This window comes from Paraburkholderia sp. J8-2, assembly GCF_905220195.1.
Classification (GTDB): domain Bacteria; phylum Pseudomonadota; class Gammaproteobacteria; order Burkholderiales; family Burkholderiaceae; genus Paraburkholderia.
In genome coordinates, this window is sequence record NZ_CAJMZA010000003.1 from 331,804 (window position 1) to 352,224 (window position 20,421).

The 20,421-nt window shown below is 64.4% G+C and carries 18 protein-coding genes; 13 read left to right on the forward strand and 5 right to left on the reverse strand.

Going from position 1 to position 20,421, the window contains the following annotated elements; translation table 11 throughout:
- Nucleotides 1-255: 255 nt before the first annotated feature.
- The 3 genes from U5A52_RS10300 to U5A52_RS10310 all read left to right on the forward strand — a co-directional run bounded on the left by U5A52_RS10300 (nucleotide 256) and on the right by U5A52_RS10310 (nucleotide 2,587).
- Nucleotides 256-1,326 (forward strand): MBL fold metallo-hydrolase, encoded by a 1,071-nt coding sequence (locus U5A52_RS10300; protein ID WP_321934690.1) that lies wholly within the window; start codon nucleotides 256-258, stop codon nucleotides 1,324-1,326.
- Between the two features lie 22 nt (nucleotides 1,327-1,348).
- Entirely contained in the window at nucleotides 1,349-1,612 is a 264-nt protein-coding gene (locus U5A52_RS10305) for a hypothetical protein (protein ID WP_321907986.1), read from the forward strand.
- A gap of 120 nt (nucleotides 1,613-1,732) precedes the next feature.
- Nucleotides 1,733-2,587, forward strand: coding sequence for an AraC family transcriptional regulator (locus tag U5A52_RS10310; protein ID WP_321907984.1), 855 nt, complete (start codon nucleotides 1,733-1,735; stop codon nucleotides 2,585-2,587).
- Between the two features lie 60 nt (nucleotides 2,588-2,647).
- Here U5A52_RS10310 and U5A52_RS10315 read toward each other — a convergent pair whose 3' ends face one another.
- Nucleotides 2,648-3,400 carry a hypothetical protein gene (locus U5A52_RS10315; protein ID WP_321934691.1) on the reverse strand — a complete coding sequence of 251 codons (753 nt, stop codon included), beginning with the start codon at nucleotides 3,398-3,400 and terminating at the stop codon, nucleotides 2,648-2,650.
- A gap of 1,138 nt (nucleotides 3,401-4,538) precedes the next feature.
- Here U5A52_RS10315 and U5A52_RS10320 point away from each other — a divergent pair.
- The 4 genes from U5A52_RS10320 to U5A52_RS10335 all read left to right on the forward strand — a co-directional run bounded on the left by U5A52_RS10320 (nucleotide 4,539) and on the right by U5A52_RS10335 (nucleotide 9,007).
- Nucleotides 4,539-5,558, forward strand: coding sequence for an ABC transporter substrate-binding protein (locus U5A52_RS10320; RefSeq protein WP_321934692.1), 1,020 nt, complete (start codon nucleotides 4,539-4,541; stop codon nucleotides 5,556-5,558).
- 60 nt (nucleotides 5,559-5,618) lie between these two features.
- Complete coding sequence (locus U5A52_RS10325) at nucleotides 5,619-6,995, forward strand: sensor histidine kinase (RefSeq protein ID WP_321907980.1); 1,377 nt, start codon at nucleotides 5,619-5,621, stop codon at nucleotides 6,993-6,995.
- Nucleotides 6,996-7,014: 19 nt separating this feature from the next.
- Nucleotides 7,015-7,695, forward strand: a complete 681-nt coding sequence (locus tag U5A52_RS10330) for a response regulator (RefSeq protein ID WP_321907978.1) — start codon at nucleotides 7,015-7,017, stop codon at nucleotides 7,693-7,695.
- Nucleotides 7,696-7,867: 172 nt separating this feature from the next.
- A complete protein-coding gene (locus U5A52_RS10335; RefSeq protein WP_321908567.1) occupies nucleotides 7,868-9,007 on the forward strand; it encodes a porin in 1,140 nt (379 codons plus the stop codon).
- A gap of 64 nt (nucleotides 9,008-9,071) precedes the next feature.
- On the opposite strand, the gene U5A52_RS10340 is transcribed toward U5A52_RS10335, so the two are convergent.
- Complete coding sequence (locus U5A52_RS10340) at nucleotides 9,072-9,371, reverse strand: hypothetical protein (RefSeq protein ID WP_321934693.1); 300 nt, start codon at nucleotides 9,369-9,371, stop codon at nucleotides 9,072-9,074.
- A 498-nt stretch (nucleotides 9,372-9,869) separates the two neighbouring features.
- Here U5A52_RS10340 and U5A52_RS10345 point away from each other — a divergent pair, with 498 nt between their 5' ends.
- From U5A52_RS10345 to U5A52_RS10355, 3 genes are all read left to right on the forward strand, one after another.
- On the forward strand, nucleotides 9,870-11,141 hold the full coding sequence (locus tag U5A52_RS10345) for a 2-hydroxycarboxylate transporter family protein (RefSeq protein ID WP_415764298.1): 1,272 nt from the start codon (nucleotides 9,870-9,872) through the stop codon (nucleotides 11,139-11,141).
- Nucleotides 11,142-11,270: 129 nt separating this feature from the next.
- On the forward strand, nucleotides 11,271-13,145 hold the full coding sequence (locus tag U5A52_RS10350) for a sensor histidine kinase (protein WP_321934805.1): 1,875 nt from the start codon (nucleotides 11,271-11,273) through the stop codon (nucleotides 13,143-13,145).
- Nucleotides 13,135-14,517, forward strand: a complete 1,383-nt coding sequence (locus tag U5A52_RS10355; RefSeq protein WP_321934694.1) for a sigma-54 dependent transcriptional regulator — start codon at nucleotides 13,135-13,137, stop codon at nucleotides 14,515-14,517. Before U5A52_RS10350 ends, U5A52_RS10355 begins: the two co-directional genes overlap by 11 nt.
- 5 nt (nucleotides 14,518-14,522) lie before the next feature.
- Here the strand turns inward: U5A52_RS10355 and U5A52_RS10360 are convergent, their stop codons facing one another.
- Nucleotides 14,523-14,960, reverse strand: a complete 438-nt coding sequence (locus tag U5A52_RS10360; RefSeq protein WP_321907971.1) for a hypothetical protein — start codon at nucleotides 14,958-14,960, stop codon at nucleotides 14,523-14,525.
- A gap of 138 nt (nucleotides 14,961-15,098) precedes the next feature.
- Nucleotides 15,099-15,980, reverse strand: coding sequence for a LysR family transcriptional regulator (locus U5A52_RS10365; RefSeq protein ID WP_321907969.1), 882 nt, complete (start codon nucleotides 15,978-15,980; stop codon nucleotides 15,099-15,101).
- 168 nt (nucleotides 15,981-16,148) lie between these two features.
- Here U5A52_RS10365 and U5A52_RS10370 point away from each other — a divergent pair, with 168 nt between their 5' ends.
- The 3 genes from U5A52_RS10370 to U5A52_RS10380 are packed head-to-tail and all read left to right on the forward strand — an operon-like array spanning nucleotide 16,149 to nucleotide 19,533.
- A complete protein-coding gene (locus tag U5A52_RS10370; protein ID WP_321934695.1) occupies nucleotides 16,149-17,282 on the forward strand; it encodes a C45 family peptidase in 1,134 nt (377 codons plus the stop codon).
- Between the two features lie 45 nt (nucleotides 17,283-17,327).
- Complete coding sequence (locus tag U5A52_RS10375; RefSeq protein WP_321934696.1) at nucleotides 17,328-18,194, forward strand: alpha/beta hydrolase; 867 nt, start codon at nucleotides 17,328-17,330, stop codon at nucleotides 18,192-18,194.
- A 4-nt stretch (nucleotides 18,195-18,198) separates the two neighbouring features.
- The gene (locus U5A52_RS10380) at nucleotides 18,199-19,533 is read left to right on the forward strand and encodes an MFS transporter (RefSeq protein WP_321934697.1); all 1,335 of its coding nucleotides are present in this window, start codon (nucleotides 18,199-18,201) and stop codon (nucleotides 19,531-19,533) included.
- Nucleotides 19,534-19,557: 24 nt separating this feature from the next.
- Here U5A52_RS10380 and U5A52_RS10385 read toward each other — a convergent pair whose 3' ends face one another.
- Complete coding sequence (locus U5A52_RS10385; RefSeq protein WP_321907960.1) at nucleotides 19,558-20,217, reverse strand: M24 family metallopeptidase; 660 nt, start codon at nucleotides 20,215-20,217, stop codon at nucleotides 19,558-19,560.
- Nucleotides 20,218-20,421: the final 204 nt, after the last annotated feature.

The window sequence follows — 20,421 nt, forward strand, 5'->3', positions numbered from 1 at the left end:
GGATACGTGATAAACGGCTGACGGCTGGCTTTCTTCCATTTTCGGTTCGTCGTTGGGAAGCGCTCCGCGGCGCGTGACATCCATTTTCTCGAGGGCAGGTGAAATGGCCGCCGCGCGCCCTACGTTCGGTGCCGAACACACAGCGAACAAACGGCGGATAAACGCGGGCCTATCGCGCACGTCGAGCCACCGGGCCGAAGGCGGATGCGGCATACTGCAAAGCGCACCACGCGTTTGCCATTACAGAGAGCCGCGATGATCTTTCGCCAGCTTTTCGACCCGGTATCGTCTACCTATACCTACCTGCTCGGCGACCCCGAAAGCGGCGAGGCGCTGCTGATCGACCCTGTCTACGAGCAGGTGCCGCGCGACCTCGCGCTGCTGCAGGAACTGGGCCTGCGTCTGCAGGCGACGCTCGACACCCATGTGCACGCCGACCATGTGACCGGCGCGTGGCGCTTGCGCGAGCGCAGCGGCAGCCAGATCGCGCTCGCCGAAACGGTGGGCGCCGAGGGCGTGAACCGCCCGCTGCGGCATGGCGACCGCATCGCTTTCGGCAAGCGGTATCTGGAGGTGCGCGCCACGCCCGGCCACACCAGCGGCTGCCTGACCTACGTGCTCGACGACGCAAGCATGGCCTTCACCGGCGACAGCCTGTTGATTCGCGGCTGCGGCCGCACCGATTTTCAGGGCGGGAGCGCGGAGCAGCTGTTCGCTTCCGTGCGCGAGCAGATTCTCACGCTGCCCGGCGACTGCCTGCTTTACCCGGCGCACGACTATCGCGGCATCACGGTCACGAGCGTGGCCGAAGAGCGGCGCTTCAATCCGCGCCTGGGCGGCGACGTCGATCTCGGCGACTTCGCGGGCTACATGCACAACCTGAATTTGCCGCACCCCAAGCAGATGGCCGTCGCGGTGCCCGCCAACCTGCGCTGCGGCAAGCCCGAGGGCGAGGCGCCGATCCAGGAAACGCCCGACTGGGCCCCGCTCACGCTGCGTTTTAGCGGCGTGTGGGAAATCGAGCCCATGGCGTTGCTGGAGCATGTGGCGGCCATGCAGATCGTCGATGTGCGCGAGCCGCCCGAGTTCATCGACCAGCTCGGCCATCTGCCCGATGCGAAGCTCGTGCCGCTCTCGCAACTGATGGCACGCATCGACGAGCTCGATCGCGACCGGCCGGTCGTGGCCGTGTGCCGCTCCGGCGTGCGCTCCGCGCAGGCAAGCGTATTGCTCACGAAGGCGGGCTTCGGCAAGGTGGCGAATCTCGCCGGCGGCATGTTGCGCTGGAAGGCCGAGGGACTGCCCGTCGCGCCGTGCAGTCCGTGATGACGCCTTGGAGGAGACGAACATGACAGCCCACGACTTCGCCGAGTTTTCCTGGGACGAACAGGAAGACGTGAAGGCTGTGCTCGCTAGCCGGGGGCTCGAGCTGCGCGAGTTCCGCATCTCGGACAACGAGAAAAGCCCTGCGGGGGGCGAGCGCGCGGCGATGCGGCAGGTATCCGTCACACGGATCGCCAATGGCAAGACGGCCACCTACGACACCGACCACTTCGCCCCGTGGATCACGGATTTCGACGAAGCGCTGCAGGCCGGCGAGTTCGACGACTGAACCAGGCCGAGCGGGCGCCGTGAACCCGGTAACGCCGCGAGCGCGCGGCGTGCTTCGCGCAGGGCTGGCGTACACTCGTGCCCTTGGGCAAGGAACCGGGAATGAGGAGCGACGCTGGCCATGACGAACGCGACGGTGACTGAGGGCCGGAACGATCACTGGCTCGTCGCGCGGCGCGACGCGCAAACAGGTATCGAGAGTTTGCGCGCGCATTTCAGCGGTCACGCCTACGACCCCCACGATCACGACGACATGCTGATCGGCTATACGGAGCAGGGGGTGCAGCGTTTTCAGTGTCACCGGTCCTTGCACACGAGCGTGCCGGGCCGCGCGATCCTGATCGAGCCGGGCGCGCTGCACGACGGCCACGCGCCCGAACCGGGCGGCTTCACCTACGCGATGTTGTATCTGCCGCAGCCGTGGGTCGAACGTGCGGCGCGCAGGCTGAACATTGCGGGTCTGGGCGCCGTGGAGGCCGCTTTCGGCCAGACGCTCGTTGACGACCCGCGCCTGACCGACGCAATCCGCCGCGCCTTTCTCGCGCTATACGGCGAGGAAGGCCGGCTCGCGCGCGACGAGGCGCTCGACCGCTTGCTGGAGCACCTGGGCGGCCATCTGGTCGATACGACCGCAGCAGCGGCCCCGGCGCCGCCCGCATTGGCTCGCGTGCGTGACCTGCTGCACGAGCACATGGCCGCGAACATCGGGCTCGACGAACTCGTCGATAGCTCGGGCATCGACCGGTTTCGTTTGACGCGCCTGTTCCAGCGCGAGTTCGGAACGTCGCCCCATGCTTACCTGGTGCGCTTGCGTCTGCGCGCCGCTCGCAGACTGCTGGCGGCGGGGCGCACGCCGGCCCAGGTTGCCGCGGAAGTCGGCTTCGCGGACCAGAGCCATTTGGGACGCTGGTTTCGCCGCGCGTACCGGATGACGCCGGCCACCTACCGGCGCATGTGCGAGGAGAGGCGCGACTAGGCGAATTCCGCGATTGGCGTTTCGCATGGCCGCGCCTCGCGGGAAAGGTCTGCGGCTGCGCTAGCGGCTCAACCCGGCCTGGGCCCGTTGCAGCCATTCGCTATTGTGTTCGCGGGCATGGCGCGGCCAGTGCTTTGCGTCGTGCACGATATCGGCGTAAAGCTCGCGTGCGCGCTGGCGGTCGGCGTCGCTTGGCTGCTTGGCCAGCCAGTCGGCGAAGAGGCAACGCGGAGCGGCGTCGCTTGCGCAAGAAAGCGCGGCTTCGAACGCGGCGCGCGTGCCCGCTGCGCCATTGGCGGCGAGCGCCCGTGCATACAGCAAAGTGGGGTCCGGCTGCTGGCGGGCGACAGGCTGCACGGCGAACAGCTTTTCGAGCGTCTCTTGCGTGGCAGCGGCATTGCCGTTTGCAAACTGTGCGCGCGCGAGGCCTTCGAGCAGGGCGGGATCGGAGGCGAACGGCCCGGTTGCCGCCGCCTCGTAATGCTCCAGCGCTTCGACGGCATTGCCCGCGTCGAGCAGCGCCGCGCCCAGCCGCATACGGTGCGCGACGGTCGGCGCGCGGTCGAAGTCCGTGCGCGCCTCGCGCACCGCGCGGTTGGGATCGACCAGTTGCGAGATGGCCCGGCCCGTCGCCCTCGCCCCGCGCGACTGGCGCAGGCTCGGCAAATAAATCACGAAGAAGTAGACGAGGCTGCCAAGGCCGGGGAAAAGAAACAGGATCAGCAGCCAGTACATGTTCTGCTGGTTGCGGATGGCATGCACTGCAAAGAGCAGGGCGATGATGACGTAAAGGCTGATTCCGAATATGCGCATTGGCGAAAGGGTCCGTTGTGGTGCGTTGCCGGTGCGTGGTTCTGCTTCAGGCATGGCGAGCCGTCGCAGGTCGTCGAATCGACCTCACGCTCGCGGATCAAAGCCGACGTTTGTGCAGTTTGCGCTGCGTCGACGCCATCCTTTCAATGATACCCGCGGGCAGCTTGCGTTCCCTCGCAAGTGCAACACTCTCGCGCCGTTCGGCTCGCTTGCTTCGACCTGCCCGGGCGCGGCTGCGCATAGTGCTGCCACCGGCTTCCAGTCCCACATGCGGGCTGCGGAAAATAAGGCAGTCCTCGATGGCTTGGTCATGGTTGCGCCACATTGGGGCGATGGCAGGATTGTCGTGAATTCTAGCGTTGCCGTTCGATGAGCGTGTTTTTGGACTGTTCTCGCCCGGAGCCCATTCATCAGGCTCAGTAAGCTGCACACGTTGCGCGTGCATCGATTGGCGCAAGAACCTCCAGGCCGCAGCGGGGGCAATTTGCACACGCGGACCGACCACAGGCAGAATACGCCATTCCAGCGGATGCAAAGACGCTATGCGCGGTGGGTTCGCGCTATGCGCCGCCGCACGCGCATCAATCTAAAAATGAGCTTACGGGGTAGTAAAAATGATGGGACGGCTTCTGGTGGTGGTATCGATGGTTGGCGTACTGGCCGCCTTGGCGGGCTGCAATACGATTGCCGGTTTCGGGCAGGACATTACGGACTCTGCACGGGCCGTTCAGCGCGCTATTTGACTGGCGCTTCGGGTGGCCGGATAGCCGCTCGATCGAAGGTAACGGCTGGAGCGGGCTCCTGCTGAATGAACACGGAACGTCGATGCGTTCCGTGCCGTGAATCAATAAGTAATCCTGTAGAAGTCAGTCATAGCGATGCTGCCGCTGGCGTTCGACTTCGGTCCAGTAGCAGATTCCAGCGCCACGACGCATCGAATTGGCGAGCGATTCACGCTGAATAAAAGCTATTTTTATTCAGAAAAATAAAAAGTATAAATAACGCCGCCGCTCATGGAAATCCCGTATAAATCGGCGCGACCCGCGAAAGCTTCGGGAAGGGTTTGGATCACTAAAATCCCCGAAACGATCGAGGCGGCCAGCCTTGCGCCGCCGGCCCATTCTGACGGAGACACTCAATGCAACCCAGTTTTGGCGCGCTGCGTCAAGTCGCACTCGCTGGCGGCCTGCTGTTTGCCATGGCGCTTCACGGCGCTCATGCCGCCGACGATGCCGGCGACAAGATCACCATCATGGTGGGCGGAATTACGAAGCTCATTTACCTGCCCGCGCGCCTCACGGAGCAACTGGGTTATTTCAGGGACGAAGGGCTGAATGTCGAGTTGCTCTCGCAACCCGCGGGCGTGGATGCCGAGAACGAACTGCTCGCGGGCGCAGTGCAGGGCGTTGTGGGCTTCTACGATCACACCATCGACTTGCAGACCAAAGGTAAGGACGTCAAGGCGATCGTCGTGTTCGGTCAGGTGCCGGGCGAAGTGGAGATGGTGTCGTCTAAAGCGGCCGGCACCATCAAGTCCATGGGCGACGTCAAAGGCAAAACGCTGGGCGTGACGGGCCTGGGCTCCTCGACCAGCTTTCTCACGCAGTATCTCGCGAGCCAGCACGGCGTCGCGTCCAGCGCATACACCATGTTGCCGGTGGGTGCGGACGCGAGTTTCATTGCCGCCATCAAGCAAGGGCGCATCGACGCGGGCATGACGACCGAGCCGACCGTTTCGGCGCTGCAGAAAGCCGGCGATGCGAAGGTGCTCGTGGACATGCGCTCGGTGGAAGGCACGCGCGCCGCGCTCGGCGGCACCTATCCCGCCGCGAGCCTTTACGTGCAGAACGCGTGGGCCGAGTCGCACAAGGCGCAGGCGGCGAAGCTCGCGCACGCGTTCGTGCGCACCATGCAGTTCATTCACACGCATAGCGCCGAGGAAATCGCCGCGCAAATGCCGGCCGATTATCAAAAGGACAAGGCGCTGTATGTCAGCGCACTCAAGGCCTCGCTGCCGATGTACACCGCAGACGGCAAGATGCCGGCCGACGGTCCGGCGACCGTGCTGAAGGTGCTTTCGAGTTTCAATCCTTCGGTCAAGGGGAAGCACGTGGATTTGTCTGGCACGTATACGAACGAATTCGTCAGCGCGAAATGAAGCACGCCGAGCGCCGTTCTGCGCGCGCCGTCTCGCGGCTCGTACCTTTGAGAGCGTGACATGGTGCATAGTCTGCGTGCGCGATTGCTGTTGTGGCTGCTGGTGCCGCTCGCCGTATTTGTCGTCGTGACGAGCGGCGTGTCGTATGACGCCGCACGGCAGACTGCGGATCTCGTGCAGGACCATTCGCTGCTGAACTCGGCGCGTACGATCATCGAAGACGTCGACTGGGACAACGGTTCCCTCCGCGCGTCGATTCCGCCTGCGGCGCTGGAGCTGTTCGAATCGCCGTGGCAGGACCACGTTTTCTACAAGGTGCTGGCCGGCAATGGCCGCCTGCTGGGCGGCGCGCCGGACTTGCCGCTGCCGCGTGCGGATACCGCCAACGCCCCAGTGTTCTACGACACCGCGTACGCGGGTATGCCGATTCGCGCCGTGGCTTACGAGCGCATGCTCTACGACTCGGGCCGCGCCGAACGCGTCGTGGTGATCGTCGGCAAGACGAGCGCGTCGCGCGAAGCGATGATCAGCGCCTTGTGGCGGCCGCAGCTTGCACGCCAGTGGCTCATGCTGGCGCTCGTCGCGCTGCTCGTGCCGCTCGGGCTCACGCTCGAACTGCGGCCGCTCATGAAGCTCAAGGACGACGTGGCCGACCGCGAGCCCGTGCAACTGGAGCCGATCCGCCCGGACCATCTGCCTTCGGAGCTGAGGCCCATCGTCGAAGCGATCAACCAGTGCATCGCGCGGCTCAAGGTGCACGCCGCCATGCAGCGCCAGTTCATTGCCGACGCGGCGCACCAGTTGCGCACCCCGCTCACGCTGCTCACCACGCAAACGCAATTCGCGAGTCAATGCGACGCGCGCGATCCCGCGCTTTACGACGCGCTCAAAGGCGTGCGCCGCACCAGCCAGAAAATGGCGGAGTTGACGAATCAACTACTTCTGCTCGCGCAGGCAGAGTCGATGGCGCAGTCGTCGCGCAGCCAGACACGTGTCGATTTCACTGAGGTCGTGTCTTCGGTGCTCGAGGAGATGGTTCAGGCCGCCGAGCGGCGCGGCATCGATCTCGGCGCGGAACTTGCCGACGATGTGCACGTGGCGGGCAACACGGGCCTGCTTGCATCGCTCGTGTCGAACCTGATCGACAACGCCATACGCTATACGCAGCCCGGCGGCCGCGTGACTGCCATCTGCCGCAGCGAAGGCAGCGAGGTCATGCTGCAGGTGGTGGACAACGGCCCAGGTATTCCCGCCGAGGCGCGCGCGCATGTGTTCGAGCGCTTCTATCGCGTGGCGGCGGATACCGAAGGCACAGGCCTCGGTCTTGCCATCGTGCACCAGGTCGCGCGCTCGCACGGCGGCTCGGTGAGCGTGGCCGCGGGGGCCGCGCGCGTGGGTCTTGTTGCGACGGTGCGCTTGCCTGTGTGGCCCGGATGAGAGGAAGTGAGGAAGGACCATGAAGCTGCTGCTCGTAGAAGACAATGCCGAACTCGCGCACTGGATCGTCAACCTGTTGCGCGCCGAGAATTTCACGGTGGACTGCGTGGTCGACGGAGAGGCCGCGGATTCCGTGCTGCTTACGCAGAGCTACGATCTCGTGCTTCTCGACATGCGCCTGCCGCGCCTGAGCGGCAAGGACGTGCTCAACCGCTTGCGGCGCAGGCGCAATAACGTGCCCGTGCTCATGCTGACCGCGCATGGCTCGATCGACGACAAGGTGGCGTGTTTCGGCGCCGGCGCCGACGATTACGTGGTCAAGCCGTTCGACAGCCGCGAACTGGTGGCGCGCATCAAGGCGCTGATACGGCGGCAGACGGGCGAGAAGTCGGGCTGGCTCACCTGCGGCGACCTGCGGTACGTTTGCGACACGCGAGAATTCCGTCACAAGGACGCGCCGCTCACGCTACGCAGGCGCGAGCATTCCATACTCGAAGCACTGATGCTGCGCCAGGGCAAGGCCGTGCCCAAGCATGCGCTGCTCGAGCGCATCTGCAGCCTGAGCGACGACCCGAGTGTGGACGCGATCGACATCTACATTCACAGGCTGCGCAAACATCTCGCGGAGTCGAGCGTGCAAATCACCACGCTGCGCGGCCTTGGCTACATCCTTCGCGCGAAGGAGCCCATGCCGGCGTGAACAGGTCCGCTTCTCTACCGGTATTAGTGATTTTACTTAGTATTACCAAGCGGTCGTGAAAGAATCGCGAAGGATTCACCTCTCTACTATTCGTCTCACCCGCTGATTCACACGGCTCGCCGCAACCGGTGAGTGATGCCAGCGGGTCCATGAAAACTTCAACACAGCACCCCTGGAGACGATCTTGAAGAGAAGGCACCTTGCATTCACCGTGACGGTTGGCGCACTGGCGGCGAGCGGCGCACACGCGCAGTCGAGCGTTCAACTCTATGGTCTTATCGACCTGAGCGTTCCCACGTATCAGTCGCATGCCGACGCCAACGGCAATCACGTGATCGGCATGGGCATTGCCGGTGAACCGTGGTTCAGCGGCAGCCGCTGGGGCTTGAAGGGCGCTGAAGACATTGGCGGCGGCACGAAGGTGATCTTCCGGCTCGAAAGCGAATACCGCGTGAGCGACGGCCAGATGGAAGACCCTGGCCAGATCTTCGACCGCGACGCGTGGGTGGGCCTGGAGGACGACCGCTTCGGCAAGATCACCGCGGGCTTCCAGAACACCATCGCGCGCGACGCCGCGGCCATTTACGGCGACCCGTACGGCAACGCGAAGCTCACGACGGAAGAGGGCGGCTGGACCAACGCGAACAACTTCAAGCAGATGATTTTCTACGCTGCGAGCGCAACGGGCACCCGCTATAACAATGGCGTCGCATGGAAGAAGGTGTTCGACAACGGGATCTACGCGGCAGCGGGCTACGCGTTCGGCAATTCAACGAGCTTTGGCAATAACGCAAACTATCAGTTCGCGCTCGGCTACAACGCGCCGACCTGGACGGCCTCGACGTTCTACAACCATGTGAACAACAACGGCAACACGAACCAGGCGTTCTCGGTGGGCGGCAACTACACGATCGGCATCGTGCGCGCCAATGCGGGCTATTTCCGCTACTGGGGCAATCAGGGTGCGCTCGGGCAGCGTCAGGACAACGCGTGGACGGTGTCGTTCAAGCTCGTGCCGAAGGGCGCGTTCGACTACGAACTGGGCTATCAGCAAATGCGCACGCACAACGCTGCGTACAACGTCGATGGCGATATTCCGAACGCCAACGTAGGCGCATTCGATCCTGCGAGCGGGCTGCACAACGGCTTCAAGGAAACGCTCTACGGCTCGGTCTTCTATCACCTCTCGAAGCGCACCGAAGTGTACCTGGCGGGCGACTACATGAAGCTGCACGGCGGCTACACGGTTGGCACGACCTTCGGGGCGACCAATCAGGTCGAAGTGACGACGGGCGTGCGTACGCGCTTCTGATCCGCGTTCAAAACAAACGGGCTCGATTCGTCAGGCGAATCGAGCCCGTTGTCTTATTGCGGCATCAACCCGCGTTCACGCAGGCCACGCTCGGCGCCGTATAGGCAGAGGGATAAGGCGACTCCGGTCCGCTCACGAGCCGCAAGCGCTGCGTGGCGAGGACATCGGCCTCCACTTGCTCGCGGCGCGTGAGCACTGCCGTTTCGCCGGCAGGCTGTGATTCGTTCACGCTGCAAAGCAGGTTTCTTCCGCTCGATAACTGCACCGACGTCTGGTAAGCGGAACCCGGTGGCGCGGCCAGCGCGCCGGTACTCCACAGCACCGCGGCGCAAACAGCGGCGCATCCTGGCAAGACGATCTTCATGGCTCGCTCCTCAAGTTGCGGTGATTCATCTTCGGCCAACGATCGGTGCTGTTCCAGTGCAAATTCTGAAAATAATTCTTGCGATCGGCTCAAGGGTCGGGCCTTTGGTATTGGCGACGGATGCAATCGGTCGGCAGGCAGGCCGAGATTTCAGCCTGCGGCTCGGGCCGATTCTGAAATCTCGGAGCGGCGGGGTGACCGGAGTGGAAGGTGTTTGTGAAAATACCCAATAAATCAATGTTTTATGGGTGGTTCGTCAAGCCGGAACGCGCTGGCACGGCTACTGCTATATAGACGCCCGGCGGCCTATTCCTCGATAGTCCGCACCCGTTATTAAACAAGCACCGGAGACGCGACGCAGTCCGGTCGCGAAAACGAAGGAGACATCCCGTGCAGAACAGCGCATCCGCATCCACCGCCTCGCAAGTGAGCCAGTCGGTCCCCGAATCATCCTCCACGACTCCAACCCGCTTCTGGCCCGAAGGCTGGTGGAAGCTGATGGAAATCCGCATCGGCATCATTCCGCTGCCGATCTACGTGATCCTGTTTGCGCTCATCGCTGGCTTCGCGGTGACCGGCAAGGTGCCCGGCGAAATCTCGATGGCCATCGCCGTGCTCGCATTCTGCGGCTTCACGTGCGCCGAACTCGGCAAGCGCCTGCCGCTCCTGCGCAATATCGGCGCGGCGGCGATTCTCGCGACCTTCGTGCCTTCGGCGCTCGTGTACTACCACGTGCTGCCCCAACCCGTGCAGCACCTCACGGTCGAGTTCACGAAGCAGACCAATTTCCTGTATCTCTTCATCGCCTCGATCATCGTCGGCAGCATTCTGAGCATGGACCGGCGCGTGCTGATCCAGGGCTTCCTGAAGATCTTCATTCCGCTCGCGGCCGGCACGGTTGCGGCGACTATCGTGGGCACGGCGGTGGGTGCTGCGCTCGGCCTCGGCGTCAAACATACGCTGCTGTATATCGTCGTGCCGATCATGGCGGGCGGCGTGGGCGAAGGCGCGATTCCGCTTTCGGTGGGCTACTCGGAAATCATGCATGTGGCGCAAGGCGATCTGTTCGCACAGGTGCTGCCGCCCGTGATGCTCGGCAGCCTCATCGCCATCATCCTCTCGGGCATGCTCGACATGCTGGGCCGGCGCATGCCGCATCTCACCGGCAACGGCCGCCTGCAAGTCGGCGCAACCGATGAACTGGCGTCGTCGTCGAACGACGAAATTCGCGGGCATGTGGACGTGAGCCACATCGCTGCGGCCGGTATCACGGCGATCACGCTGTACCTCATCGGCCTGATGGCGAACAAGCTGTTCGGTTTGCCCGCGCCGGTGGCCATGCTGTTCCTCGCCGTGCTCGTGAAGCTCGCGCGCGCGGTTTCGCCGCCGCTGCAGGAAGGCGCGTTCGTCGTCTACAAGTTCTTCTCGACGGCGGTTACGTACCCGCTGCTGTTCGCCATCGGCGTGGCAATGACGCCGTGGGACAAGCTCATGGCCGCGTTCACGCTCGTCAACGTCGTGACGATTGCCGCGACCGTGGTCACGCTCATGGGCACGGGCTTCGTGGTGGGCCGCCTGATGAAGATGTACCCTATCGACACCGCAATCGTGAACGCGTGCCACAGCGGCCAGGGCGGCACCGGCGACGTGGCGATCCTCACCGCCGCGAACCGCATGCAGCTCATGCCGTTTGCGCAGATCGCCACGCGTATTGGCGGCGCCATCGTCGTGACGGTGACGCTCATCCTGCTCGCGCATTTCGGCGCATGACGCGCCGCCGTGCGCCCTGCGTGCGAGCCTCGCACGCGCCTTCGCGATAGCGTCGCCGGTCCAATCGGCGCGCGGTGTTCGCTGAACCCGCCGTCTGGCGGCAGCCAATCGACGAGGGTGAACGTGCAGATGCGTTACAAGGGCATTCCATGGTGGGGATGGGCGGCGGCGGCCGTGCTGTATGTCGGCGCGGCCGCCGCCGCGGTGGAGTTCGCATGGAACCGCGCGATCGACGCGCTCGCCGACGTGGGCGAGCATCGCCTCGATCTCTACGCCGCGAGCCTGAAAAGCGAGCTGGGACGCTTCGAGATGGTCCCCGCGCTCGTGGCGCGCCAGGACAGCGTGCGCGCGTTGCTCAAGGCATCGCCCGATGAAGCGCGCGGCATGTTGCCCGCAGTCAATGCCTACCTCGAAGCGGTCAACAACGATGTCGGCAGCGGCGCCGTAGACGTGATCGACGCGCACGGCACCGTGATCGCCGCGAGCAACTGGAACCAGCCGGTCAGCTTCGTCGGCACCAACGTGTCGTATCGGCCGTACTTCAAGGACGCGCTCGCGCAGGGCCGCGGACGCTTCTTCGGCATTGGCACGAACACCGGCGTGCCGGGGCTGTACTTCGCGAATGCGATTCACGATGGCAATGTTGGCAATGCGGCAATTGGAGCTGCGGCCGTGAAGGTCAGCGTCGACGCGCTCGAATCGGCATGGCGCACGCCTGGCGAAGCGGCCGTCGTCGTCGACAGCAACGGCGTGATCGTGATCTCGACCCAGCCCGAATGGAAATTCACCGCCATGCGGGCGATGACCGAGCCGCAGCAGCGCGACATTCAGGCGTCGCGGCAATACGCGGGCCGCATTGTCGAGGCGCTGCAATACCGGCGCGTTGGCGACTGGAACGACAACGCGTGGATCGGCCTCTTCCCCGACCTGCGCCGCGCGGGCCGCACCGCACGCTTTCTCGTGATGTCGCGCCCCGCGCCGCAAGGCCAGGACACGATCATGGTGCTGCTCGACACGGCGGGCGCGCGACGGCAGCAGCGGCTTGCGTTCGCGTTCGTGACGGGCTTGTTTGTGATTGCCGCGCTCTATGCGCTCTATGCGGTGCAGCGCCGCCGCGTGATCGTGGAAAAGCTCAAGGCGCAAGAAGCCTTGCGGCGCGCGAACGACCAGCTGGAAACGACCGTCGCGCAGCGCACCGCCGCGCTCACGCAGGCCAATGCGCAGATGCAGCGTGAGATCGCCGAGCGCGAACGCACCGAGCAGCGCCTGCGCGCTACACAGCAGGAAGTCGTGCATGCCGGCAAGCTCGCCGTGATCGGCCAGATGGCGGCCGCGCTCACGCATGAGCTGAATCAGCCGCTCGTCGCGATCCGCACGCTCTGCGACAATGCGCGCACCTTCTTCGAACGCAATCAACCCGCGCAGGCGATCGCCAATCTCGAGCGCGTCGGGCGTCTCGTGGACAGCATGGCGGTGCTCACGAGCGAGCTGAAGGCGTTCGCGCGCAAGCCGGACGTGGAGCGTGTAGCGGTGTCGCTACGCGAAGCGGTGGCGCATGCAAGGCTCATCTACGAGTCGCGCATTCGCGACGAAGCGGTTCAGCTCGACGTGCGGATCGCGCCGGGCACCACCGTGTACGCGGAGTCGAGCCAGTTGCAGCAGGTGATCGTGAACCTGCTTGGCAACGCGCTCGACGCGGTGCGCGACGCGAGCAAGCGTGTGATCGCGATGGAGGCGAGCGAGCCCGACGCACACGGCTGCGTGCGCTTTACGATCGACGATAGCGGCCCCGGCATCGCGCCGGAAGTGCTGGCGCACCTGTTCGAGCCGTTCGTGACGACCAAGCCGCGCGGGCAAGGTCTTGGGCTGGGGCTCGCGATCACGTCGCGCATTGTCGAAGGCTTTGGCGCGAAAATTACGGCCACGAATCGCGACGAAGGCGGGGCCCGCTTCACGATCGAATTCGCGGCCGCGGAGCCGCAAAGGACAGAGCATGGCAGATGACAGGGCAAATGAGATTCGCGTGCTGGTCGTCGAGGATGACGAGAACGTGCGCATCGGCGTCGAGCAGGCGGTGGCGCTCGCGGGCTTTCCAGTGAGCGCGTATGCGTCGGCGGCCGATGCCTATGCCGGCATCGCCCCGGGCGCCCCGATCGTGATCGTCTCGGACGTGCGCATGCCCGGCATCGACGGGTTGCAGCTGCTCGACCATGTGATGGCGATTGACCCGCAAATTCCGGTGTTGCTGATCAGCGGGCACGCGGACATTTCGACGGCGGTCAGCGCGATGCGCGTGGGCGCCTACGACTTCATCGAAAAGCCGTTCTCGTCCGACGTGATCGCAGGCCGCGTGGCCCGCGCGGTCGAGAAACGGCGGCTCACACTCGAAGTCGAGGGGCTGCGCGCGTCATTGCACAACTGGCAGGGGATCGAGGCGCTGGTGCTCGGCAAGTCGCCGGCCATGGCGGAAGTCCGCAAGAAGATACTGCGCCTCGCCGATACGTCCGTGTCGGTGCTGATTACCGGCGAAACGGGCACCGGCAAGGAACTGATCGCACGCAGCCTGCACGACTTCAGCGCGCGGCGCGACGCGCATTTCGTGGCGCTGAATTGCGGCGGCCTGCCCGAGCAGGTGTTCGAGAGCGAACTGTTCGGGCACGAGGCGGGCGCGTTCACGGGCGCGATCAAGAAGCGCGTGGGCAAGATCGAATGGGCCAACGGCGGCACGCTCTTTCTCGACGAAATCGAAACGATGTCGATGCCGCTGCAGATCAAGATGCTGCGCGTGTTGCAGGAGCGCGTGGTCGAGCGCCTCGGCGCGAACGAGCTGATTCCGGTGGATTGCCGCATCGTCGCCGCTTCGAAGGCGGACCTCGCCGAAGTCTCCGCCGAGGGCAACTTCCGCGCGGACCTGCTGTACCGGCTGAACGTTGCGCAGATCGAATTGCCGCCGCTGCGCGAGCGGCGCGAAGACGTCCCGCTGCTGTTCGAACATTTCGTGCTCGCGGCCGCGCGCCGCTTCGGCACGCCGGCGCCGGTCGTGACCGCCGCGCAGGTGTCCGAGCTCATGACGCATGCGTGGCCCGGCAACGTGCGCGAGCTGCAGAATGTCGCCGACCGCTTCGTGCTTGGACTAACCGGCGACAGCCTGCTTTCCGCAGGCGCGGCGACGGCGAAAGGGGAGACGCTTGCGGACCAGATTGCGTACTTCGAACGCATGCTGATCGAGAACACCCTGCGGCGCCATCACGGCAACGTCGCCCAGGCGAGCGACGAGCTTGGCATGCCGAAGAAAACGCTTTATCACAAGCTGCGTCAGCTGAAGATCGCGGCTCGCGACTCGCAGGGCGAGGAGAAGGACGAAAAAGACGCCTGAGCGGTCTAGTTGGTGCGGTAGGTGGTCGTCGACGATTGCAGCTTGGTGAGCGCGCCGTTCTTGAGCCGGAACCAACCCTCCGAGCCTTGCATCACGACTTCGTCGGGTTGCCAGAACACGCGCTTGATCGTCATGCGCGCGCTCACGTGCTGCACGAGCGGCGGATTGCGGCGAAAGTCGTACAGCACCGGGCCGAAGTCGGTCTGCACGAGCATGCGCGTAATCGTGCTGTTGTCGTGGCCCACTTCGTCGAAATGCGCGAGCGTTTTCGCGTCGAAGCGGTCGAAGATGTCCTTGCCGAGGACCGCCACGAAGTCGCGGTCGTCGCGCACGAATTGCACCGTGCCTGCGGGGGTGGCGAACGAGCCGGCCGCGTTGCTCTGTGCATGAGCGCAGGTGGCGAACGAGGCGGCGGTGAGCGCGGCGAGTAACAGTCGTTTCATGTTTCTTTCCAGTAGGTTCGCGGTATTTTCGTTGATTTTGGTCGCTGCGTCGAATCCTGCGATCGCGTTGGACGGGGTCGCTGGTCGCATCCGCCATTCCGGCTTTCTTCGCCACGCGATGAAATCAATCAGGAAGACTTACGAATTCGAGAGCGCCGCAAGCAGCTGATTCTTCACGATCGCCGTTGCCCGCGGCTGGCGGCCGAACTCGTACCAGGCCACGTGCCGGCGCCATGTGGTGCCGGGAATCGGCTTGACGAACAGTTGCGGGTCGTCGGCCCACGCGGCGTGCCGCAGGCTCGGCACGATCGACACCCCCACGTTCTGCCGTACCAGATCGGCAATAGCCGCGATCGAATTCATTTCCAGCACCGGATTGACCTCCACGCGCAAACGGCGCAGCAGGCTCGCCACGTGTCTGCCTGTGAGCGATGCTGCTTCGAAGCCGATGAACGGCAAGCGCTTGAGCAGCGAGGCCGCCGACGCGTCGGCGGGACCGACTGCCGGATTGGCCAGCAGCACGAGTGGCTCCTCATAGAGCGACTCCCACGATTCCGGCAGCGTGGTGTTGCGCGGTTCGCTGATGAGCACCGCAGCGTCGATCTCGCCCGCGCGCACCTGGCGCTCCAGTTCCGGGCTGCTGCCATGGGTGAGGCGCACGTTCAGCGCGGGGTATGGCACCTTGAGCTTGATGACGTTGGCGGCGAGAAAGCCCATGGACGACACGGTCGAGCCGATCGTGACCGTGCCTTCGATGCTGTGCGTGTCGGCCACGCCGCGCAGCAGCGAGTCGTAGGCCGCCACCACCGTGCGCGCCTGCTCGATGATCGAGCGGCCCGCGTCGTTGAGCTGGATGCTGCGGCCGCTGCGGTCGAACAGCTGGCGTTGGCACACGCGTTCCAGCGTGCGCATTTGCGCGCCGACCGCCGCGTGGGTCAGCGCCATGCGATCGGCGGCGGCGGCCATGGTGCCGTGCTTCTCGATCGCCAGAAAGGTCCGGAGCATCCGGATTTCGCTCATCTTTCGCCTCCTCGGGCCGTTTCTGGCATGTCATGCCGTGCCCGCATGATCGCACGAAGCACAAAAAAATCTTTCCTTTCAGTAAACAAAATAACGCTTTTTATTTTATTTCTCTCGCCCGAGAATCGTTTCATCAAGTTCATTCGTTTCTTGCGTGGGAGTGATTCGATGCCGCAAATCCAGCCGTTTCCGTTCGTCAGCGTCTCCGGCAAGCCCTATGAGCGCGGGGTGCAATATGGCCGCGCCGTGGCCGGCCGCGTTCGTTTGAGCGCGTCGCGCTACGGCCAGACGCTGCGCAATATCGGCTATAGCGAAGCGTCGCAAACGGCGCTGATCCGCTCGCTCGAACAGGCGATCGGCGAGTTCCAGCCGGCGTATCTGGACGAAATGCGCGGCATTGCGGCGGGCGCGGACGTGCCGGTCGAAGACATCGTCATGATCAATGCCCGCACCGAGGTGCTGGCCAAGGCGCGCGCCGACAAGAGGACACCGGCGGATGCCGAAGACGAGGACGGCTGCACGGGCGTGCTCGTGCTGCCTTCGCGTTCCGCGAACGGGCGGCTGATCCACGCGCAGAACTGGGACTGGAAAGCCGACTGCGTGGATACCGGCATCGTGCTGCGCGTGCGCAACGACGAGGGCCCCGACTATCTGACCTTCGTCGAAGCGGGCGGCCTCGCGCGCAGCGGCCTGAACGCGGCGGGCGTGTCGATCACGGCGAACTACCTCGAATCGGATCGCGATTTCACGCAGATGGGCGTGCCGCTTTCGCTTCTGCGCCGCCGCGTGCTCGAAGAGCCGGTCTTCGCCAACGCGATGCGCACGATCGCCACGACGCCCAAGTCGTGCTCGAACAACATCATGCTGGGCATGGCCGAGGGCTTCGGCATCGATTTCGAATGCGCGCCGGATGAGGCGTTTCCGATCTGGCCAAACGACGATCAACTGATCGTGCATGCGAACCACTGGATGAGTCCGGTCGCCCGCACGAAGCTGCGCGACACCGGCTGCGAAAACTCGCCCGACAGCTACTACCGCGACTGGCGCGTGCGTCAGTTGCTCAACGCCGCGCCGAAGGTGGACCGCAATGCGGTGAAAGCCGCGCTGTTCGACGCGTTCGGCACGCCGCATTCGGTTTGCCGTCCGCCGCGCCCGGGCACGCGCCACACGCTGAGTGCAACGGTCGCGATGATCGTCATGGAACCGGCCAGCGGCGAGATGGACGTCGCGCCGATGCCTGCGCTGAACCGCGTTTTCACTCGCTACAGCCTCCAGCACGAGCCGATTGCCGAAGCGGCTTGAAGCTTGATAAACGCCATACCGGAAACGAATTGGGAGGAGAGACCGATGTCCGAAGTTGCAGAAAGGCCGCTTACGGTGGACAAAGCGAAAGCCGAAGCGCTCTATGACCTGGGCTCGACCACGGTGTACGCGAGCCGGCACGATGCGCGGTTCCCCTACACGCTTTACGTGCCGCCCGAAGTGATTGCGCCTGGCAACGACGTCGAGCTGGTTGTCGTGATGCACGGCACCGGCCGGCAATTCATTCAGTACCGCGATGCATTTGCGGGCTTTGGCCGCTGGAACCGCTGCATCGTGCTCTGTCCGCTCTTTCCGGTGGGCGTGCGCGGCGACGGCGACCGCAGCGGTTTCAAGCGCCTCGTGGAAGGCGACATCCACTACGACAAAGTTCTGCTCGACATGGTGAGCGAAGTCGGCGAACGTTACGGCAAGCACTTTGAGAAGTTCGCCTTGTTCGGCTACTCGGGCGGCGGCCAGTTCGTCAACCGTTTCGCGTATGTTCACCCCGAACGCTTGTGGGCGGCTACCATCGGCGCGCCGGGCAACGTCACGCTGCTGGACGCGTCGAAGGACTGGTGGCTGGGCGTGGGCGGTTTCGAGCGGCATTTCGGCAAGCCTTTCGATCTCGCCGCGCTGCGCCGGGTGCCGGTGCAGATGGTGGTGGGCCGCGCGGACCTCGAAACGTGGGAAATCACCGTGCGCGACGACAGCCCGATGTACCTGCCGGGCATCAACGATGCGGGCAGAACGCGCCCGGAGCGCCTTAGAGCGCTCAAGGCATCGTTCGAGGCGGCCGGTATCGACGTACGCTTCGACGAACTCGATAACATCGCCCACAGCGGCCTGCAGGTGGTCGAGGTGGTCCAGGACTTCTTCGCGCAAAGTCTGCGCGCGATGCGCACGGGAGCCTAAGCCGATGGAAACGGTCAGCGAAGCCAGAAAGATCCGCAAAGTCATCATCACGACTGTGGCGGGCGGCACGTTCGAATGGTTCGACTTCGCGGTATACGCCTATTTTTCGAGCTTGATTGCGCGGACGTTTTTCGCTGGCGTGAATCGCGGCGAGTCCTTGCTGTTGACGTTCGCAACGTTCGCGGTTGGCTTTCTCGTGCGGCCGATAGGCGGCGTCGTGATGGGCATGTACGCCGACCGCGCCGGGCGCGTGAAGGCGCTCTCGTGGATCATGGTGGCAATGTCCGTGGCCTCGCTGCTGCTCGCGCTGACGCCGGGCTACGCCACGCTCGGGCTCGCGGCGCCCATTCTGGTGGTGATCGGCCGCCTCGTGCAGGGCTTTGCGGTGGGCGCGCAGTTCGCGCTTTCGTCGGTCACGATCTACGAGGTGGCGCCGCCGGGCAAGAAGATGTTCTACGGTAGCTTCAACATGGTCTCGCTCGGTGTCGCGGCCATGCTCTCTTCGGGTTGCAGCTACCTGTTGACGAGTCATCTTTCGCACGACGCGCTCGCCGCGTGGGGATGGCGCGTGCCGTTCCTGGTCGGCGCGCTCGTCGGGCCCATCGGCTTTTATCTGCGGCATCATATCGGCGAGTCGGACGACTTTCAGCGCATGCAGGCGCGCCCCGCCGCGCAGGCACCCACGCTCGTTCGTGCGCGCCAGTTCGTGCGCGAAAACGGCGATGCGCTCGTGTGCGCGATGGGCGTGATGATCGCGGGCACCTCGCTCAATTACGTGTGGAATGCCTATTTGCCGAACTATGCGCAGTTCCAGCTGCATCTTTCGCTGGGCTCGACGCTGCGCGGCGTGTTCGTGACGAGCCTCGTGATGTCGATCCTTTCACCCGTGTTCGGCAAGCTCGCCGACCGCATTGGCGCCTATCGTCTGTTCTGCTTATTTATTGCAGGATGGATGGTGTGTGTCTTTCCGCTCTTCTGGTACCTGCTCGCCCAGCCGAGCGAGAACAGGCTGATGTTCGTGCAGGTCGTCGGCATGCTGTTCCTGACGCTGCAAGGCGCCGCCCACCCCGGCATGCTCGTGAAGATCTTTACGGTGCAAGGCCGCTCCACCGGCGTGGCGATCGCATACAACACGGCGGTGATGCTGTTCGGCGGGCTGGCGCCTTTTTATATCTCGGTCGTGGCGCGATTCACGGACGCCAGATTCATTCCACCGGGCTATCTGTTCGGCACGAGTCTGCTGGCCATCGTGCTCGTGCTGCTCACGCGCACGGGGCGGCGCGTGTTGCAGGACGACCGCGCTCAGCGCAGCTATGAGGCGCAGACGTCGTCAGCCTGATTGCGTTACCCGCAACGCCTGGCGCTACGCGAGCAGGTCCTCGTAGAACGCGCCGAACGCACGCGTGGGGTGAGCGATCTGAATTTCGAGGATCCACAGCCCGGCGGCCGGCACCGTTTCGAAGTCGCCGAGGTCGCCGGCCCGGTAGATGGCGTGCGGGAAGTCGCTCACGCGATGGCCCTTGATATCGACGTTCAGGCGCCAGCCATAGGCGCTCGCGCGTTCCGCGGCGAATTCGTAGAGCGCCTTGCCGCTGCAGCCCGTGCTGCGCCAGTGGATGGCCACCTCGTCGTAGATGATCTTGACGTCGCGCGCGCAGCGCCGCATTTCGAGGTCGCCGCCGGTGACGAAGGTTGCGCCCGCGTCGCCTTCATGCTGGTTCCACACCACGCCAAGGTCGATGAAGAAGATGTCGTCCGCGCCCAGAACGGGGTCGTCTTCGGAGCGCTCCTTGAAGATGCGCAGCGTGTTCTCGCCAAAGCGGATCAGCACGGGATGCCAGATGCGGTCCATGCCCAGCGCTTCGAGGATGGCCTTGCTTTGCGCCGTGGCTTCCGATTCGCGCATGCCGGGCCGGATAGCCGCCGCAATCTGCTCGATTGCCTTCCAGGTCATCACGCGTGCGTGCTCCATGGCGTCGGCCGAGAATTTTTCTCCGACCGCTTCCTTGCTGCCAGTGTTCACCTGATGTCGCTCCAGTTGTCTTGCCGCCCATTGAGGAGGGGACCGGGGCGGTAGCGCTATATTCTCGCGTATATTTCGATTCGTTGCCAACCGCAACGATGTGCGGCTCACGGGGAGCAAGCCTGTCGACGGTAAACGGACGAAGCGCCCGGCCCGCGGAACCGTGTCCGCGGGCCGGGCGCTTCGGGGTGCCGCTTTTCGCGC

Excerpts from the sequence above, each read along its gene's own strand:
- U5A52_RS10350 (WP_321934805.1), top strand. The coding sequence starts at position 11,271 with ATGCGTTACAAGGGCATTCCATGGTGGGGATGGGCGGCGGCGGCCGTG.
- U5A52_RS10375 (WP_321934696.1), top strand. The coding sequence starts at position 17,328 with ATGTCCGAAGTTGCAGAAAGGCCGCTTACGGTGGACAAAGCGAAAGCC.
- U5A52_RS10315 (WP_321934691.1), bottom strand. The coding sequence starts at position 3,400 with ATGCGCATATTCGGAATCAGCCTTTACGTCATCATCGCCCTGCTCTTT.
- U5A52_RS10345 (WP_415764298.1), top strand. The coding sequence starts at position 9,870 with ATGGAAATCCGCATCGGCATCATTCCGCTGCCGATCTACGTGATCCTG.
- U5A52_RS10360 (WP_321907971.1), bottom strand. The coding sequence starts at position 14,960 with ATGAAACGACTGTTACTCGCCGCGCTCACCGCCGCCTCGTTCGCCACC.
- U5A52_RS10370 (WP_321934695.1), top strand. The coding sequence starts at position 16,149 with ATGCCGCAAATCCAGCCGTTTCCGTTCGTCAGCGTCTCCGGCAAGCCC.
- U5A52_RS10380 (WP_321934697.1), top strand. The coding sequence starts at position 18,199 with ATGGAAACGGTCAGCGAAGCCAGAAAGATCCGCAAAGTCATCATCACG.
- U5A52_RS10365 (WP_321907969.1), bottom strand. The coding sequence starts at position 15,980 with ATGAGCGAAATCCGGATGCTCCGGACCTTTCTGGCGATCGAGAAGCAC.
- U5A52_RS10305 (WP_321907986.1), top strand. The coding sequence starts at position 1,349 with ATGACAGCCCACGACTTCGCCGAGTTTTCCTGGGACGAACAGGAAGAC.
- U5A52_RS10355 (WP_321934694.1), top strand. The coding sequence starts at position 13,135 with ATGGCAGATGACAGGGCAAATGAGATTCGCGTGCTGGTCGTCGAGGAT.
- U5A52_RS10325 (WP_321907980.1), top strand. The coding sequence starts at position 5,619 with ATGGTGCATAGTCTGCGTGCGCGATTGCTGTTGTGGCTGCTGGTGCCG.
- U5A52_RS10330 (WP_321907978.1), top strand. The coding sequence starts at position 7,015 with ATGAAGCTGCTGCTCGTAGAAGACAATGCCGAACTCGCGCACTGGATC.
- U5A52_RS10340 (WP_321934693.1), bottom strand. The coding sequence starts at position 9,371 with ATGAAGATCGTCTTGCCAGGATGCGCCGCTGTTTGCGCCGCGGTGCTG.
- U5A52_RS10310 (WP_321907984.1), top strand. The coding sequence starts at position 1,733 with ATGACGAACGCGACGGTGACTGAGGGCCGGAACGATCACTGGCTCGTC.
- U5A52_RS10320 (WP_321934692.1), top strand. The coding sequence starts at position 4,539 with ATGCAACCCAGTTTTGGCGCGCTGCGTCAAGTCGCACTCGCTGGCGGC.
- U5A52_RS10300 (WP_321934690.1), top strand. The coding sequence starts at position 256 with ATGATCTTTCGCCAGCTTTTCGACCCGGTATCGTCTACCTATACCTAC.